16 protein-coding genes are annotated in these 15,944 nt (G+C 68.3%); 5 read left to right on the top strand and 11 right to left on the bottom strand.

Going from position 1 to position 15,944, the window contains the following annotated elements; genetic code table 11:
• Positions 1–26: 26 nt before the first annotated feature.
• Positions 27–203, top strand: a complete 177-nt coding sequence (locus F6J84_RS00820; protein ID WP_150893412.1) for a DUF3073 domain-containing protein — start codon at positions 27–29, stop codon at positions 201–203.
• A 392-nt stretch (positions 204–595) separates the two neighbouring features.
• Positions 596–1,420, top strand: a complete 825-nt coding sequence (locus F6J84_RS00815; protein ID WP_150970595.1) for a hypothetical protein — start codon at positions 596–598, stop codon at positions 1,418–1,420.
• A gap of 74 nt (positions 1,421–1,494) precedes the next feature.
• Here the strand turns inward: F6J84_RS00815 and F6J84_RS00810 are convergent, their stop codons facing one another.
• From F6J84_RS00810 to F6J84_RS00775, 8 genes are all read right to left on the bottom strand, one after another.
• Positions 1,495–2,877 (bottom strand): M24 family metallopeptidase, encoded by a 1,383-nt coding sequence (locus tag F6J84_RS00810; protein WP_150970593.1) that lies wholly within the window; start codon positions 2,875–2,877, stop codon positions 1,495–1,497.
• Positions 2,878–2,957: 80 nt separating this feature from the next.
• Positions 2,958–3,632: a cupin domain-containing protein gene (locus tag F6J84_RS00805; RefSeq protein ID WP_150970590.1), complete on the bottom strand. Its 675-nt coding sequence runs from the start codon at positions 3,630–3,632 to the stop codon at positions 2,958–2,960.
• A 67-nt stretch (positions 3,633–3,699) separates the two neighbouring features.
• Complete coding sequence (locus tag F6J84_RS00800; protein ID WP_238702549.1) at positions 3,700–4,581, bottom strand: NAD(P)-dependent oxidoreductase; 882 nt, start codon at positions 4,579–4,581, stop codon at positions 3,700–3,702.
• A 32-nt stretch (positions 4,582–4,613) separates the two neighbouring features.
• The gene (locus F6J84_RS00795; RefSeq protein ID WP_150970588.1) at positions 4,614–5,000 is read right to left on the bottom strand and encodes a RidA family protein; all 387 of its coding nucleotides are present in this window, start codon (positions 4,998–5,000) and stop codon (positions 4,614–4,616) included.
• A gap of 60 nt (positions 5,001–5,060) precedes the next feature.
• On the bottom strand, positions 5,061–5,630 hold the full coding sequence (locus F6J84_RS00790) for a flavin reductase family protein (RefSeq protein ID WP_150970586.1): 570 nt from the start codon (positions 5,628–5,630) through the stop codon (positions 5,061–5,063).
• A gap of 26 nt (positions 5,631–5,656) precedes the next feature.
• A complete protein-coding gene (locus F6J84_RS00785; protein WP_150970584.1) occupies positions 5,657–6,859 on the bottom strand; it encodes an acyl-CoA dehydrogenase family protein in 1,203 nt (400 codons plus the stop codon).
• A 202-nt stretch (positions 6,860–7,061) separates the two neighbouring features.
• Complete coding sequence (locus F6J84_RS00780; RefSeq protein WP_150970581.1) at positions 7,062–8,369, bottom strand: dihydrolipoamide acetyltransferase family protein; 1,308 nt, start codon at positions 8,367–8,369, stop codon at positions 7,062–7,064.
• Positions 8,369–10,555, bottom strand: a complete 2,187-nt coding sequence (locus F6J84_RS00775) for an alpha-ketoacid dehydrogenase subunit alpha/beta (RefSeq protein WP_150970579.1) — start codon at positions 10,553–10,555, stop codon at positions 8,369–8,371. Before F6J84_RS00775 ends, F6J84_RS00780 begins: the two co-directional genes overlap by 1 nt.
• A gap of 160 nt (positions 10,556–10,715) precedes the next feature.
• Between F6J84_RS00775 and F6J84_RS00770 the strand changes: the two genes are divergently transcribed.
• The 3 genes from F6J84_RS00770 to F6J84_RS00760 are packed head-to-tail and all read left to right on the top strand — an operon-like array spanning position 10,716 to position 12,822.
• Positions 10,716–11,240 carry a VOC family protein gene (locus F6J84_RS00770; RefSeq protein WP_150970576.1) on the top strand — a complete coding sequence of 175 codons (525 nt, stop codon included), beginning with the start codon at positions 10,716–10,718 and terminating at the stop codon, positions 11,238–11,240.
• The gene (locus F6J84_RS00765) at positions 11,237–11,944 is read left to right on the top strand and encodes a GntR family transcriptional regulator (protein ID WP_150970574.1); all 708 of its coding nucleotides are present in this window, start codon (positions 11,237–11,239) and stop codon (positions 11,942–11,944) included. The genes F6J84_RS00770 and F6J84_RS00765 overlap by 4 nt, the downstream gene beginning before the upstream one ends.
• A complete protein-coding gene (locus F6J84_RS00760; protein ID WP_150970571.1) occupies positions 11,941–12,822 on the top strand; it encodes an NAD(P)-dependent oxidoreductase in 882 nt (293 codons plus the stop codon). The genes F6J84_RS00765 and F6J84_RS00760 overlap by 4 nt, the downstream gene beginning before the upstream one ends.
• 15 nt (positions 12,823–12,837) lie before the next feature.
• Here F6J84_RS00760 and F6J84_RS00755 read toward each other — a convergent pair whose 3' ends face one another.
• The 3 genes from F6J84_RS00755 to F6J84_RS00745 are packed head-to-tail and all read right to left on the bottom strand — an operon-like array spanning position 12,838 to position 15,927.
• Positions 12,838–14,283 (bottom strand): amidohydrolase family protein, encoded by a 1,446-nt coding sequence (locus F6J84_RS00755; protein WP_150970569.1) that lies wholly within the window; start codon positions 14,281–14,283, stop codon positions 12,838–12,840.
• Between the two features lie 47 nt (positions 14,284–14,330).
• Positions 14,331–15,035: an SDR family NAD(P)-dependent oxidoreductase gene (locus F6J84_RS00750; protein WP_150970567.1), complete on the bottom strand. Its 705-nt coding sequence runs from the start codon at positions 15,033–15,035 to the stop codon at positions 14,331–14,333.
• The gene (locus tag F6J84_RS00745) at positions 15,028–15,927 is read right to left on the bottom strand and encodes a cupin domain-containing protein (protein ID WP_202980463.1); all 900 of its coding nucleotides are present in this window, start codon (positions 15,925–15,927) and stop codon (positions 15,028–15,030) included. The genes F6J84_RS00750 and F6J84_RS00745 overlap by 8 nt, the downstream gene beginning before the upstream one ends.
• Between the last annotated feature and the right edge of the window lie 17 nt (positions 15,928–15,944).

Here is a 15,944-nt window from a genome sequence, read left to right as displayed (position 1 = left end):
CGACGTCAGAACAGAGGGGGTCTCGCATGGGGCGTGGCCGTCAAAAGGCGAAGCACACCAAGATCGCCCGGGAGCTGAAGTCGTACAGCCCTGCCGTGAACTATTCCGCATTGGAGCGTGAGCTCGCACACCCGTCGGACGACCAGTACGTCGACAAGTGGGCGGATCAGTACGAGGACGAGTACGAGGAAGAAAAGGCCTGAGCTCGCGGGCGTCCTCATCGACGCCTGATCAGTGAAGCGTCACCGCGTGCCGTGGTGACGCTTCACTCCTGTCTGCCCACCGTCGCCTGACTCCGCAGCACCCGCCGCCTCGCGTCAGGACTGCGTGCAGCCGGGTCTTCCGGCGCGTGCGGACCGCGTTGTACGCTCGGGGGTCACAGCCGACGACGATGCCGGCCGGGCGCCTGTCGGCGCGTGAGTTGGGGGACTCTGCGATGGAGACGACGCGAACGGGTACGTCCGCGGCGGGTCCGCATGAGCATACGGACCGCCCACCCGATCGGGTCCGCCCCCCGGGCGCGCGACCGCATCTGCCCCCTCGGCCCGAGATCTCCCCCTCCGCGGCGTACCAGCCGGCGTACCGACGTATCGACGTGTCGGCCGGAGTCTCGTCGGGTCTGGACATCGACATCGACGCGCACCGCGAACGCCGCCTCCGCTCGATCGTCGGTTCCCTCCCCGTCGGCACCCGGGAGGCGCGGACGTTCCACACGGCCGAGCTGGTGCCCGAACCCGACCACCCCGGGAACCCCGGCGCGGTATCCGTGCGGATCGGCGGATCCACCGTGGGGTACATCCCGGCGGACGTGGCGGCGGAGCTCGCACCGGCGGTCATCGCGCTGGTGACCCGCGGCGCGGTCCCGACCGTTCGGGCGACGATCCGGACGCGGCAGGCGGCCGACGGTGGGAGTCCCCGGAGCACGGTCCGCCTCGCCCTGACTCCGGCCTCCGTGGCGAGCGTCATCCCCGAGAACGATCCACCGGGCGAGCCGTACACGGTCCTGCCGCGCGGCACGGGCACTCTCGTCGCCGGTGACGCGGTGCAGGCCGGCCCCATCGTCGCTTACCTCCCGGCGAGCGGCGCGGCCAATCTGCTCGTGACTCTGCACGCGGGCGGCGACGGACGCCCTCCGGTCGGGGTCGTCCTCGACGGCTTCCGGGTCGGTGAGCTCCCGCCGGATGCCGCCCGGCGGACGCTGCCGCTGCTCCTGGCTCAGACGCGACGCGGTCTCCTGACGGCGGCCTGGGCGACGCTCGAGGGGACGTGCGCGACCCTCCGTCTGTCGGTGTCCGTCCCGGAGCCGGAGGCAGTGGACCGGGGATGGCTGGACGGACCGCCCTGCACGGTGCCCACGAACCCGGGGCACGAACGCCTTCCCCTACCGCCGGCGTATCGGCCGCACGGCGGCGAGCTCTGATCGCACGCCCAGCCCGTGGCCGATCGGTCACGGGCTCCTTCCTTTACGCGAACGCGCGGTGCTGCGAGTCCGACTCAGGCCTCGCCCCGCCCCCAGATGGTGTTGAGGTGCGACTGCGAATCGCGTTGATTGTTGAGCGGTCCTCCGACAGCGATGTACCGGGGACCGGCGATCAACAGTTCTTCAGCGGGGAATTTCGTGATGACCTCGCACCCGTCGGCAGTGACGACCACTTCCTCCTCTATGCGGGCTGCACCCCACCCGTCCGCCGACGGCCAGTAGGTCTCGAGGGCGAAGACCATCCCCTCCTGGAGGACTTCGGGGTGATCGAACGATGTGAGCCTCGAGAAGATGGGCTTCTCCCAGATGGACAGGCCTACGCCGTGGCCGTACTGAAGTGCGAACGCGGCCTCCTCGTCGGGGAAACCGAACTCCTGCGCCGTCGGCCAAACCGCACAGATGTCCGCCGTGGTGGCTCCGGGCCGAACGAGCGCGATCGCGCGGTCCATGTACTCGCGTGCCCGCGTGTACGCGTCCTTTTGCGCACGGGACGCCGAGCCGACCGCAAAGGTGCGGTAGTAACAGGTGCGGTAACCGTTCCAGCTGTGCAGGATGTCGAAGAACGCAGGGTCGCCGGGTCGGATGAGTCGGTCACTGAACACGTGGGGGTGCGGCGAGCAACGTTCTCCCGAGATCGCGTTGACGCCTTCGACGTACTCCGACCCCAGGTCATACAGCGTCTTCGCCACGAGTCCCACAGCCTCGTTCTCTCGAACGCCCGGCCGAAGGAACCGGTAGAGCTCTTCATAGGCCGCGTCGACCATCGACGCCGCCTGGGTGAGAAGACGGATCTCATCGTGAGTCTTGATGCGGCGGGCCTCCATGAAGACCTGCTGGCCGTCAACGACCTGGATTCCGAGCTTCTGAAGGGCGAACAGGATCGGCAACTCAATGACGTCGACACCGAGCGGCTCATCGGCGACGCCGAACCTGTCCAGTTCCCGCTTGATCTTGCGGGCGACTTCCTCGGCGATGCCGGCGTCCGGCGGGAACGCTCCGCGAAGCGTGGAGATCCCCGCTCGGGCGCCAGACTCGAGCCGCGGACGCTTCACGCCTTCATGAGGGGCGTGGGGGTCGGCATCCATCTCCGAGGACGTCACATCGAGCCAGGGGTTGTACAGGGCGTGATGCTTCGCGGCGGAACCGAAATCCCAGGAGATCGGGTCCGTGTGTCGGGTCAGCAGACTGAACCGGATGAGCTTGTCCATAGCCCACGTGCCGATGTGGGTCGATGTCATGTAGCGAATGTTCGAGAAGTCGAAGGCGAGCACGGCCCCGAGGTGAGACTCGTTGAGACTCGCCTTCAGTCGCCCGAGTCGCTCATCGCGAAGGCGGTCGAAGTCAACCCGAGCCTCCCAATCGACCGCATTGGTACCCGTAGTAGCGGTGCTCTTCATGGTGTCCTCCGTTCGAACGCACTCGTCCCGGTGTTCACCATAGGTTAACACCGGGACGGATGGCGAGGAGGAGCGGCGGATCAGTCGAATGAGTCCAGGCGGTGCAGCACCTCTACAGCCGACCGCACGGCGCGGGGCGGCGGAACGTTCCGCTCGATCTTCTGAGTCGCCTGGTCCCGCCGACCAACGACGAACCAGACGCCGGTCGCCGGGTCCGAACCCCGATTCGAGAACATATGTGGTCGAGAAGAGTCGAAATGGACCGAGTCCCCCGCACGGAGGACGTGCTCCTCGAAGTCGATCTGCAAGGTGATCTCGCCGCTGAGGAGGTACGCGTACTCCTGGCCGGCGTGGCGCATCAGCTTCCCTTCGACGGAGCTGGATGCTCCCGGCTGATACGTCACCAGAAGCGCGTCGGCCGGTCCGCGCTGCCCCATTGCGAGTCGCTCCCAGCGGACGCCGTTCTCCATCTCGATCGCGGGATTCTCTGCACCCCGCTGCAGGTCGAGCCGCGCGGTACGCGTCTCCACCGAAGGGGGCTCGGGCTCCAGGCCGAGGAGCTGATCCACTGAAATGGCGAGGACATTGGCCAGCGAGTAGAGCGTCGCAACGGAAGGCTGACTTTTTCCCGTCTCGACCTGTGACAGCATGCTCGCTGACACACCGACTTCCTGGGCGACCTTCCGCAGGCTGATTCCGCGCGCTTCGCGCGCACTGCGCAGGCGAGAGCCGATGTTGTCATTCGCTGTCGTCATCGCCTATCCCGCGGTCGCTCATCCTGTCCCCAGTCGGCCCACCTTACCGTGCACCGAGGACGAACCCTCAGTCGCGCACGGAGGGACGGCGGCTGATCTCAGCGATGCTCGCCCAGTCGCCGTCCGCCAAGGTCTCATCACTCAGTGCGGCTTCGAAACGATCGCGAAGCACCCGCGCGGACGCCACGTCGACTCCCGATTCTCGCGCCATCGCCTCCGCCAGACCGAGGTCTTTGAGGCCCAGAAGCAGGGAGAACCCGGCAGGCGCGTACCGGCGTTCTGCGATGATCCCGCCGTAGGTTTCGTAGACGATGCCACCGAAGAAGGTGCTGGTGAAAAGCTCGACGAAGTCGGCGGCGGCGATTCCCTCGCCCTCGACGAGGGCGATTCCCTCGCCCATCGACTCCAACGCGTTCAGAAGCATGAAGTTCATGGCGATCTTCGCCGCGCTTGCGTGACGGGGCACATCACCCATCCGCCACCGTCGAACACTGCACACGGCGAGCACCGGGTCGACTCGGTCGAGCGATTCGCTGGGACCGGCCAGAAGGACGTTCAAGCGGCCCGCCGCAGCGACCTCGGGCCTGCCCAGGACGGGCGCAGCGACGTAGCGGACACCGGCCACGGCGAACCGTTCCTCGAGCGTGGAGGTCATCTCGGCGCTGACCGACGCCATGTTGACATGGATGCGGGCGCCACCTGCGCCGATGTTCGCGGCGCTGAGCACGTGATCAGCCGCCGCGTCATCCGCCAGCATGGAGAAGGACATCGGCGCGGCGAGCGCCTCCCGCGGTGAGTCCACGGGAGAGGCGCCGGCCGCGACGAGTTCGTCGAAGGAGTCGCTGCGACTGCGGTTCCAGACTTCGAGGTCGAAACCAGCCGCGAGCATGCGCGCGGCCACGGCTGCCCCCATCCGGCCCAAACCGAGGAAGCCGAGCGGCGCACTCAAGGAATGTCTCCGTCCGACGTGATGCTGCGCGTTCAGACGGCCGCGATGGCGTCGATCTCGATGGTCGCACCGTTGTACAACGAGTGAACGCCGATGACGGTGCTCGCCGGGGGCTCCTCGACCTGGACGATGCGATTGCGCGTCGTCCGCCAGATGGCGAGCTTCTCCTGGTCGAGCTCGGTGATGTACACGTTGACCCGCACGAGATCCTCCCACGTCGCTCCCGCTGCCGTGAGCGCGCGCTCCAGCTCTGCGTACGTGAGTTCGATGGCCCGCTCGAAGTCCTCGGGGACAGAGCCGTCTTCCTCGAAGCCGACCTGCCCAGAGATGAAGACGAGGTCACCCGCGGACACCCGCGTGCTGTCGGAGATTCCCGGCACGACGGGCGCGGGGATGCGGCTGATCCGGCTATTGGACATGGTTCACCTTTCTGTCGACGACCGGTTCCCGGCCGTCATCTCAACGCTTGTATCTTCGCCCTACTCGTCGCGACCGTAGACCAGGCAGAAGGGGGAGACGCGCTCCGGCATGACCGATCGCTCGCCCAGGGTGTGCCACTTGCGACTGTGGTAGACGAGCGGCGTCGGCTCCGACCGGGGGCCTTCGCTGCGCGGCTTCCCTTCGAGCGCTTCGACGATGAGGAGGGTCGCGCCACTGACCGCGACACGCTGCGTGACTTTGCCCCGGAGCCAGTGCGCGTCCGGGTAGTACGGCTCCCCCGTCGGGAGTCGCCGCCAGTCCACGAGGGGCCCGAATCGCTCCGAACCGGACTGAGCGCAGAGCTTCGCGAGCTCGACGTCCTGTGCGGAGAGGAGGTGGACCACCAGGGTGCCCACTCGAGTGATCGTCGGCGTGCTGGAGGAAAGCGCGGAGGCGGAGAAGACGAGGGTGGGAGGGTCCATGGAGACGGATGCGACTGAGCTGACGGTCATCGCCACCGGACCGGAACCGTCGTCCGCCGTGACTATGGCGACGCCGGCCGGGTGGGCGCGGAACGCATACCGGAAATCGTCTCCGGTGATCGCGGCCCGCTGCAGTGCCTGTGTCATGGACCCTCCTCCTCATGGGGTGACTGCTAGACGATGGGCAGGACGAATCGAGCGTCGTCCTCGCGCCCGAAGATGACCTTCCCGAACGCCTCGAAGCCGCTCGCCGCCAGCGTGTGGCCGTGACGAGCCGCGGTGGCCTGGTCACGCCAGATGCGCTGCAGGGCGGCGGAATCGGCGAACCCCGCGGAGCCGTGCGCGGTGACCAGGTCGTTGATGATGTCGGTGATCGTCTCCACGATCCATCCGGCCTTGGCCCGCATCTCGATGCGCTTCCCGTACGGCGCGTAGAAGTCGGGCTCGCCACCGCCGTGGATCTCGTCCGCGACCTGCGCGGCGAGGGCCTCGGCCGCGTCCAGACGGACGGATGCGCGCGCGACAGCGGACTGGAAGAGGGCCGAGTCGGCCTGCTTCTCGTATCCGGTGTATGCGATCGCCTTGCTCTCCGCCTTCTCGATCACGTAGTCGAGTGCCGCACGGCCCATGCCGAGGTGGGGGCCGATCAGCTTCATGAAGAGAGACGGGACGAACACGGTCTTGTAAGACGCTTCGTCGTTCCGACCCAGGTAGCCGCCCTCGACAGCAGCGGTGAGGGGGAAGATGCGGTGCTCGGGCACGAAGACATCCTCCGCGACCTGCATCACACTGGCGGTCGACTTCATACCCGCGACGAACCAGTTGTCCTCATAGGTGAGTTCCGCCGTCGGGATGAGGGCGAGGCCCGCGTCGACGACCTCTCCGTCCTCATTCTTGAGCGGCACGCCCAGAAGCGACCACGAGGCGTTCATGCTGCCCGTGCCGTAACCCCACTTACCGGTCACGCGGTAGCCACCGTCCACGCGCTCCGCGTTCGAGGTCGTGGCGAGGACGATGGAGATGAACGAGTTGAGCCCTTCCTCTCCCCCCCAGACATCCTGCTGCGCACGCTCGTCCATGAGGCTGAGGACCCACGCCCCCGAGTCGAGGATCCCATCGACCCACGCCAGGCTGCCATCGCCTCGACCGATGGCCCGCGCGACCGCGTGAGCTTCACGGGTGTTGGCAGCGAACCCTCCGAACTTCGTGGGTGCCGAGATGCTGAACGCACCCGTGCCTGCCACGGCGGCGAAGGACTCCTCCGGAATCCGGCGGTTGGCATCCGCGTCGCGCCCCGCAGCGGCCAGCATCGGCCGCAGAGCATCGATCTTCGCGACGATCTCGGCGATCTCGGGCCGGATAGCAGCGTCTGTCATGAAGGTCTCCTTCTGTTCGCCGGTGAACAAGGGTGTCCACCAAAGAATCGCAGTGCCGGACAAGACTGTCAAGTAACACTGAACACTATGAACAGTGCGCCGACAAGGGCGGAAACAAGGTCGTGACGAGTTTTTTCGACCGTCGACAACGACCCGGGAGAACGCGAGTATCGGGTCCGTTCAGAGCGTCGACGGACCTTCGTCAGATGAGCAGGCTGAGGGGATGTTCGATGCCCCGCGTGAACGCAGCCAGCCATTCCGCGGCGACTGCGCCGTCGAGCACGCGATGATCGGCGGACAGGGTCACGGTCATCACGGTGCCGACCGCGAGCCCGCCGTCCGCATCCACCACCGGCGTCTTCCGCGCGGCACCCACCGCGAGGATCCCGGCCTGCGGCGGATTGAGGATCGCGGAGAACTCCTTCGTGCCATACATCCCCAGGTTCGATACGGCGAACGAGCCGCCTTCGAGCTCGTGCTGCTTGAGACGGCCCGCGCGGGCGCGCTCGGCGAGGTCGGCGACCGAGGTGGAGATCTCGCCGAGGCTCAGCCGATCGGCGCCCCGCACCACGGGTGTGACGAGTCCGCCATCGATGGCGACGGCCACCGCGATGTCGACGTCGCGGTGGCGCCGGATCGCCGACTCACCCCAGGTGACGTTCGCGTCCGGCACCGCGCGCAGGGCTCCGGCGACCGCCTTGAGCACGAAGTCGTTGACGGAGATGCGCACGGATGAGGCCTCGTTGACCTCGCGACGCAGCTCGATCAGGCGATCGACCCGGCAGTCCGCGACGAGGTAGAAATGCGGCACCGTCGTCTTGCTCTCGGTGAGCCGGCGGGCGATTGCGCGCCGCATCCCCGTGAGCGGGATCTCGTCGTACTCTTCGCTCCGGCCCACGGGGACGGATGCCTCGGCCTGCGCCGCGGGGAGAGCATCCGTAGCGGAGTAGGCGGCCGCCGATGTGGCGGCATCCACGCCGTCGATGTCGCGGCGGACGATGCGGCCGTTCGGCCCGGTCCCCGTGATCGAGGCGAGATCGATGCCGCGCTCGCGGGCGAGGCGTCGTACCAGAGGGCTGGCGAACCGGCGCACGGGCGGAACAGCAGCGGGCGCAGCGGCATCCGTCGTCGGTACCGGCGCGGGAGCAGTCCGCGTCGGGGCCGCGTCGGGCACCGGCGGTTCGTCACCGGCCTGCGGGGAGGCCGGCTCGTCACCGGTCACGGGAGCGAGCGCGGCATCCGGGGTCTCCCCCGATTCACCGACCTCCTCGCCCGCGGCGCCGACGACGACGATGGGGTCACCGATGGCCACGCCGACGCCCTCGGCCACCAGCAGCTCGAGCACGGTGCCCGCGGTCTCGGACGCGTACTCCACGACGGCCTTGTCCGTCTCGATCTCGGCCAGCGGCGTGCCGACCTCGACCTGCTGACCGACCGCGACGAGCCACGTCGCGATGGCGGCCTCGGTCACTCCCGTCAGGACTTCCGGCATGCGGATGCTGGTGGCCATCAGGCACCGCCCATTCCGGCGCGCAGGCGCTCGATGCCCGCGACCACCTCGTCGGTGCGGGCGATCGCCGCCCGCTCGAGCACTTTCGAGATGCTGGGGCTCGCTTCGCTGCCCGTCACCCGCTGCACAGGTTGATCGAGCCAGTCGAAGAAGCGCCGCTGGATCTCGTCGGCGAGCCAGCCGCCGTACGAGGTGCCCTGCGCCCCCTGCTCGACGATCAGCACGGCATTCGTTTTCTTGATCGACTCGCCGATCATCTCCCAGTCCAGCGATGCGCGGTCGAGCCAACGCAAGTCGATGACATCGGCGTCCAGCCCGGTCTGATCGACCGCCTCCATGGTGTGGTGCACCATCGAGAGATAGCTGATGATGGTGGCGTCCGCGCCCTCGCGGCGCAGCGCGGCCTTGCCGAACGGGAGCTGGTAATCCAGGTCGCCGTCGGGAATCTCGTCGGCACGGCCGTACAGATCGACGTGCTCGATCACGAGCACGGGATCTTCCAGCGCGAGTGCGGCGTTCATGAGCCCGACGTAGTCCGCGGCCGTCGACGGAGCGATGATGCGCCAGCCCGGACTCGTGGCGAAGATACCCGCCGGGTCCATCAGATGCTGCGATCCGTAACCCGAGCCCATCGCGACCTTGGTCCGCAGCACGAGCGGCACCGGGTTGACGCCGCCGAACATGTGCCGAGCCTTGCCGATCTGGTTGAAGACCTGGTCGGCGGCCACCCACATGAAGTCGGGGTACATGAACTCCACGACAGGGCGGAAGCGTCCGTCCAGCGCCATTCCGCCCGCGAGCCCCGCGAAGGCGTTCTCGCTGATCGGTGTGCCGAGCACGCGATCGGGGAAGCGCGCCGCCAGCCCCTTGGTCGCGCCGTTCGTGCCGCCCGCTAGCCGATGCACGTCTTCGCCGAGGACGACGATGCGCTCGTCCTGCTCCATACGCCGGCCCATCACCGCGGCCACGGCATCCACGAACTTCGACGGGGTCATCCCCGTCGCCGCGGTCGCCGGGTCCAGCGTGCGCGCGCCGGCGAGTTCGGTGGTGTCACCGCGCAGGCCGACGTCCACGAACTCCGGCTCGGGCCACAGCTCGGGCCTGATGCGCCGCTTCCCGGCGTTCTCGGGATCGGGCTCGAGCAGCTCGTCCACCGCGGCGCGCATCGCCTGCTGGGCCTGGGCGCCCACCGACGCCACCTCCTCCGCGGTGACCTGGCCGAGCTTCTGCATCTCGGCGGCCACGCGCAGCAGCGGGTCGCGTTCACGCCACTCCGCCTCCTCCCGCTTCGTGCGGTATCCGAACGCGCTTCCCGGGTACGGGCCGTTCTGATGGAAGAAGCGGTAGACCTCCGCCTCGATCACGGCGGGACCTGCGCCCGAGCGCATGTGTTGGATGGCCTCCGTCATCGCGAGATGCACCGCCAGCGGGTCCATGCCGTCGACTCGCCACGACGGGATGCCGAACCCTTGGCCGCGTACGGAGAGGCGGGTGTCGGCGGTGATCTCCGACACATGGGTGGAGACGCCGTAGAGGTTGTTCTCGACGAAGAACGCGACCGGAAGCTTCCACGTCGCCGCCAGGTTCATGCTCTCCAGCACCGAGCCGATCTGGCTCGCCCCGTCGCCGAAGTAATTGATGGTGAGATCGGTGGCGCCGGAGCGCTTCTGCGCCCACGCGTTTCCGGTCGCGAGCGGTGCTCCGCCGCCGACGATCGCGTTCGTGCCGAGCGCGCCCGCCTCGAACCACTGCAGGTGCATCGAGCCGCCGCGCCCGCGGCAGTACCCCTGCGCGAGTCCGAGGATCTCGGCGAGCGTGCGCTGCAACACCTCCTGGATCTCGGGGGTGACCAGCGTGGCGAGATCGGACCGGATGCCGCCGACATGGGTGAGCGCCTTGGCGAGGAACTGATGGTGGCCTCGATGTGATCCGTTCACGGCATCGCTGGAGCGCAACCCGATGATCGAGCCCACCGCGCCCCCCTCCTGCCCGATGCTGGAGTGCGCGGGTCCGTGCACGAGTCCTTCGCCGGCGAGCTCGAGGACGGTCTCTTCGAACGCGCGGATGAGGTGCAGTTGCGCGAGCATCCCCGCCAGCAGCGCGGGATCGGCGGCCTCCCAATCGGCGGCCGTGGTGGACAGCTGCACCCACGGCGTTCCGGTTTCCAGGCGGCGGTGTTTCGGCATCGGAATCGTCCTCCCTCGGCGCGCGACGGTGCGGTGCCGCTCCACACGATAAGCATCATTGGATCCAATAGCAAGCGTGCTCTTTGTGATCATGGACGTCACGACGGGCGCTGCCCTATATTGGATCCATTGACGGACCATCACCATCAAGGACGAACGCATGGGACTTCCCGGCCTGAGAGGCACCGAACACATCGGGTTCACCGTGCCCGACCTCGACGAGGCCCATGCCTTCTTCGTCGATGTGATCGGCTGCCAGTACGTGTACTCGCTCGGGCCGTTCCGCGCCGACGACGACTGGATGAGCGAGCACCTCGCAGTGAGCCCCCGCAGCGTCATGCGGGAACTGCGCTTCTACCGTTGCGGATTCGGCCCGAATTTCGAGATCTTCGAGTGGGATGCCGCCGACGGCCAGCATCCGCAGCCCCGCAACAGCGACATCGGCGGCCATCATCTCGCGTTCTACGTGGACGATCTGGACGGCGCCGTCGCCTATCTGCGCGAGCGAGGCATCCGCGTGTTGGGCGAGCCGACCGCGAGTCGCAACGCAAGCGAAGGTCAGCGCTGGGTCTACTTCCTGACACCCTGGGGTATGCAGCTCGAGCTCGTCAGCTATCCCGACGGCAAGGCCTATGAGCGCACAGGCGGCCCGGCGCTCTGGCACCCGGCGAGGCCCGCCGAATGACCGCCGCCCGTCTGCCAGGGCACGGCGAGGCCACCGCCCACATCGCGGGCCTGCTGCGCGAGGCCATCGTGCGCGGCGACTTCACGCCCGGCGCCCGCGTGCGCCAGGAACAGATCGCCGAGTTGACCGGCGCGAGCCGGGCCCCCGTGCGCGAGGCGCTGCGCATGCTCGCCGCCGAGGGTCTCGTCACGCTCGTCGCCAACAGCGGGGCGCGCGTGTCGTCGCTGAGCCTGCCCGAGTGCCAGGAGATCTACCGCGTCCGCGAGCGCGTCGAGCCCCTGCTCCTGCGGATGAGCGCACCGGGTCTGGATGAGTCCGAGCTCGATCACCTCGGCGCCCTCGCCGAGGAGATGGCCGAGACGGCCGACCCCGAGGAGTTCCTGGCGCTCGACCGCGCGTTCCATCTCGCCACCTACGCCGCCGCAGAGACGGTCGTACTGAGCGATCTGGTGCACCGCCTCTGGAACCGGACGCAGGCGTACCGGCGCATCTATACGGCCCTGATGGATGAACGAGCGCGGCAGACCGTGCACGACGAGCATCGGCTGATCGTCGCCGCGATCCGTGACGGCGACCTCGACAGCGCGGAGAGCCTGCTCGCCGGACATATCCGCCGCACCCGCCGCCAGCTGGCGAGTCACCCGGAGGTCTTCGCCACGCACCCCACCACGTCGAACGCATCAGCAGCGAGGAGATCAGCATGACCCACGTCGGATTCATCGGCATCGGCCGCATGGGCGCGGCGATCGCCGGCCGCCTCGCCGCGGCCGGCGTGCCGCTCACCGTGTGGAATCGCAGTCGGTCCGCCGCCGAGCACCAGCTGGTGGACGCCGGAGCCACGCGCGCCGCATCCGCCGCCGATGCGCTCGCGGCGCCGGTGTCCTTCTCGATGCTCGCCGACGATGCCGCCGTCGACACCGTGCTGAGCACGGAGAACCTGGGGCGCTCCGACGCACCGCGCATCCACGTCAACATGGCCTCGATCAGCGCAGCGATGGCCGACATCCTCGCCGCCCGGTTCGCGGATGCGGGGGTGCGCTATGTCTCGGCGCCCGTGCTCGGCCGCCCCGAGGTCGCCGCGCAGGGCAAGCTCAACGTGCTGCTCGCGGGCCCGGCCGAGGCGCTCGATGTCGTGGATCCCTACCTCGCGCACTGCAGCGTGCGGCGCTGGCGATTCGGCGACACACCGCGGCAGGCCAACGCGGTCAAGATCGCCGTGAACTTCATGATCCTGCAGTCGCTGGAATCCCTCGGCGAGTCCATCGCGCTGGTCGAGTCTCAGGACGTGGATGCCACGCAGTTCGTCGAACTCATCGGCGCGAGCCTGTTCGGCGGCGCGGTGCACACCGGGTACGGCTCGATCATCGCTGAGCGCCGCTACAGCCCTCCGGGATTCACCGTCTCCCTGGGCCGGAAGGACCTCGGCCTCGCCGAGCAGCTGGCCGCTGAGGGCCGCGTCGACGTGCCGATGGCCGCGGTGCTGCGAGACCGCTTCGAGACCGCGCTGGCAGACCCCGAACTCGCCGACCTGGACTGGTCGGCGGTGGCCGAGGTCAGCCGCCGCAGCGTGGGCGGCGCCTGAACGGAGCCGCGCGGCTCAGTCGTCCTCGTCCTGGTAGGTGTACGGGTTGGGGATCTCCTCGTCCACCGGGATCTGCGGGTGCATCCACTCGTCCCAGGCCGCGTCGCCCAGTTCGCCGCGGACGTAGTCGACGGATGCCGCCACCTTGTCGCGCACCGGCGCCAACGGCAATCCGATGCGTTTCCCGTCGTACTTCACGACCTTGCCGTTGACGACGACCGTATGCACGTCGGCCGTCCCCGCCTGATAGACGACGTGGGCATACGGGTTCAGGATGGGCGTCATCGCCGGCGACTCGTCGTTCTTCAGCAGTACGACGTCGGCCTTCTTGCCGGGGGTGAGCGAGCCGATCTTGTCGGTCATGCCGAGCGTCGTCGCGCCGCCCATCGTCGCCTGCCAGACGACGTCCTCCGCCCGTAGCCGGTTGACGTTGACGGTCTCTCCCTGAGACTGCGCCTCGAGGTGGTCGCGCGAGCGGAAGGCGCTCAGCGTCGATCGCATCGCCGAGAAGAAGTCGGCGCTCCACCACACGCTGGTGTCCATCGAGAGCGACGCCGGGATACCGAACTTGCGGATCTTCCATGTCGACGGGTAGCCCTGGCCGGCGCTCTGCTCGCTCTCGGTCGCCACCGAGACGGTCCCGCCGGTGGCCGCGATCCTCTGGTAGCTGTCGTCGCTCAGCGAGGCGGCATGCACGTAAGTGATCCGGTCGGTCATCCACCCGCCGTCGTACATCTGCCCGATGCTCATGTCGGTCGTCACGCCCCACACCCCGGCGTGCGTGGTCACCCGCAGGTCGAGTTCCCGGGCGGCGCGGAAGGCGCCCTCGGCCTGGAAGTCCGGGTCGTCGGGAACGTCGAATGCCAGCTGCAGCCCCATCATGTCGTCCGGGGCGTTGAAGTTCCGCACGACGAAGTCTCGGAACTCCGGAGAGTTGGACCACTCCCAGGGGGCACCGAGGTAGTTGCCGTAGGCCAGCACGAACCGGCCCGGGATCTCGCGCATGGCCTGCAATGCCGCCTCGCCGTACTCGGGGGTGCGCAGGCCGTGCGACCAGTCGAGGGTGGTGGTCACACCCTGGTCGACGGACTCGAGCGCGCTGAGCAGGTTGCCGGCGTAGATGTCCTCGGGGCGGAACACATGCCCCCAGGTCAGGTAGTAGAAGACGAAGTACTGGCTCAGGGCCCAGTCGCCGCCGTAGCCGCGCAGTGCGGTCTGCCACATGTGCCGGTGCGTGTCGATCATGCCGGGCATCACGATGCCCCCGCGCGCGTCGATCTCGAGGGCGCCCTCGGGTACGTCGAGCTGAGGGCCGACCGCCCGGATGGTGTCGCCGATGATCAGGACGTCGGCGTTCTCGAGCACTCCGGCGCTGTCGACCGTGATGACGGTGCCGTTTCGGAACACGATCGGCCGGTCGCCGGCGAAGTCCTCCGCGTGCGGCGTGACGGGATTGGTCATGGGGTCCTCCTCGTTGAGTGACTGGATCGTGAGGTGACGGATGCGGCTCAGGTCAGGCGCCAGCCCCTGTCGACGTGAATGCTCGTTCCCGACATGCCGTGGTTGTCGAGCAGGAACGTGGTCGCCGCGACGATGTCGCCCATGGTCGCCAGCTCTCCGCCGGGCGTCCGCGATTCGTAGCCGTCGATGGCGGCGGTCTTGCCTGCCCAGAACGGGCTGTTGCCGATGATGCCGGGATGGATGGCGTTGACGCGCATCGGTGCGAGTTCGAGCGCCATCGTACGGGTGAGTCCGTCGACGCCGCCGTTGATCGTCGAGACCGTGGTCGAGCCCGGGTACGGCGCATCCTTCGCGCGCCCTCCGAACAGCACGATGCCGGTGTCGCGCGACTCGACGAGGCGGCCGAGCAGCACGTGCACGGCCTCGGTGTACCCGATGAGCTTGAGGGTGACGAGCCGCCGCGCCCGTGCGATGTCGTAGTCGCGCACCGTGTTGGCGTCGCGCTCGACGGCGGCGAGCACGAGTCCGTTCACCTCGCCGATGCTCTGCAACTGTGCGGCGAGTCCTTCCGGCTCCGAGAGGTCGACCGCGATCCCGGACGCCCGGTCGCCGAACTCTGCGGCGACGGATGCCGCCCTGCCGGCATCCCGGCCCGACAGGATCACGCGGTCCCCGCGGGCGACGAGGGATCCCGCCAGCTCGCGCCCGATGCCGGAGGTGCCTCCGACGACGACGATGGTGCGTTCAGTCATGGCGCTCCTCATCGAGGGCTTCTTGCAGGTAGTCCCAGTCCCGGGCGAACCGGTAGGCGTGCCGCGCGGGCATCTGAGGTGACTGGGTCTCGACCCAGCGCACCGGGGCTCCGGTGGCACGGAACGAGTGCACGCATCCGGCCCCCGCCCAGGCGAAGTCGCCTGCCTGCAGGCGGTACTGCGTCCCATCGAAGGTCGCGTCGACCTCGCCCTCGGTGATCAGATACGCCTCTTCGAGCGGGTGATCATGGGGACCTGCGACGCCGTCGGGCTCGTACTGGACCATGAACATCGTGTGCAGGACGGCCCCGAGCTCGGAGTCGACCATCATCTTCAGCGATATGCCGCTGTACACCAGCAGTGCCGTCCGCATGCTGGCCGAAACGGCGAGCAGCTCTTGCGACTGACGGCCGGGATTCATGTGCTCCGCCGTGATGTTGCCGAACGAGCGGGTCCGCGGGTCACGGGGATCAACCGGCATGGGCTCTCTCGAGGGGAGCGCCGGCGCGTGATAGGTGTCCCAGTCGTGCGCGGGTCTCGGGGGTGGCGACAGCACGTCGGTCCACACCGCCTCGGCCTCGGTGCCGTGCCACGAATGCGGGACACCGATCGGGATGACGCCGTAGTCGCCGCCGACCAGACGGACGGTTGCTTCGGGGGTCGTCAGGACCACTTCGCCCCTGAGGACGTGGAACGATTCCTCGAACGAGTGCAGGTGCGAGGGGATCGTCCCGCCCGGCTGGAGCCGAGTGATACCGAAGTCGGTGTGGGACGAGCCGTCCTCGACGCCGACCGCCCGCCATCTGCCGAACCCCGTCGCACCGGGCGCTATCCCGTCGGTGGACGAGAATTCCGCGTCGTCCGCGCGGCGAACCACATATCGGGCGGTCACTGGGCCTCCATCCAACG

The organism is Microbacterium caowuchunii (assembly GCF_008727755.1).
Classification (GTDB): Bacteria; Actinomycetota; Actinomycetes; order Actinomycetales; family Microbacteriaceae; genus Microbacterium; species Microbacterium caowuchunii.
This window is presented reverse-complemented; position numbering and strand designations above follow the sequence as displayed.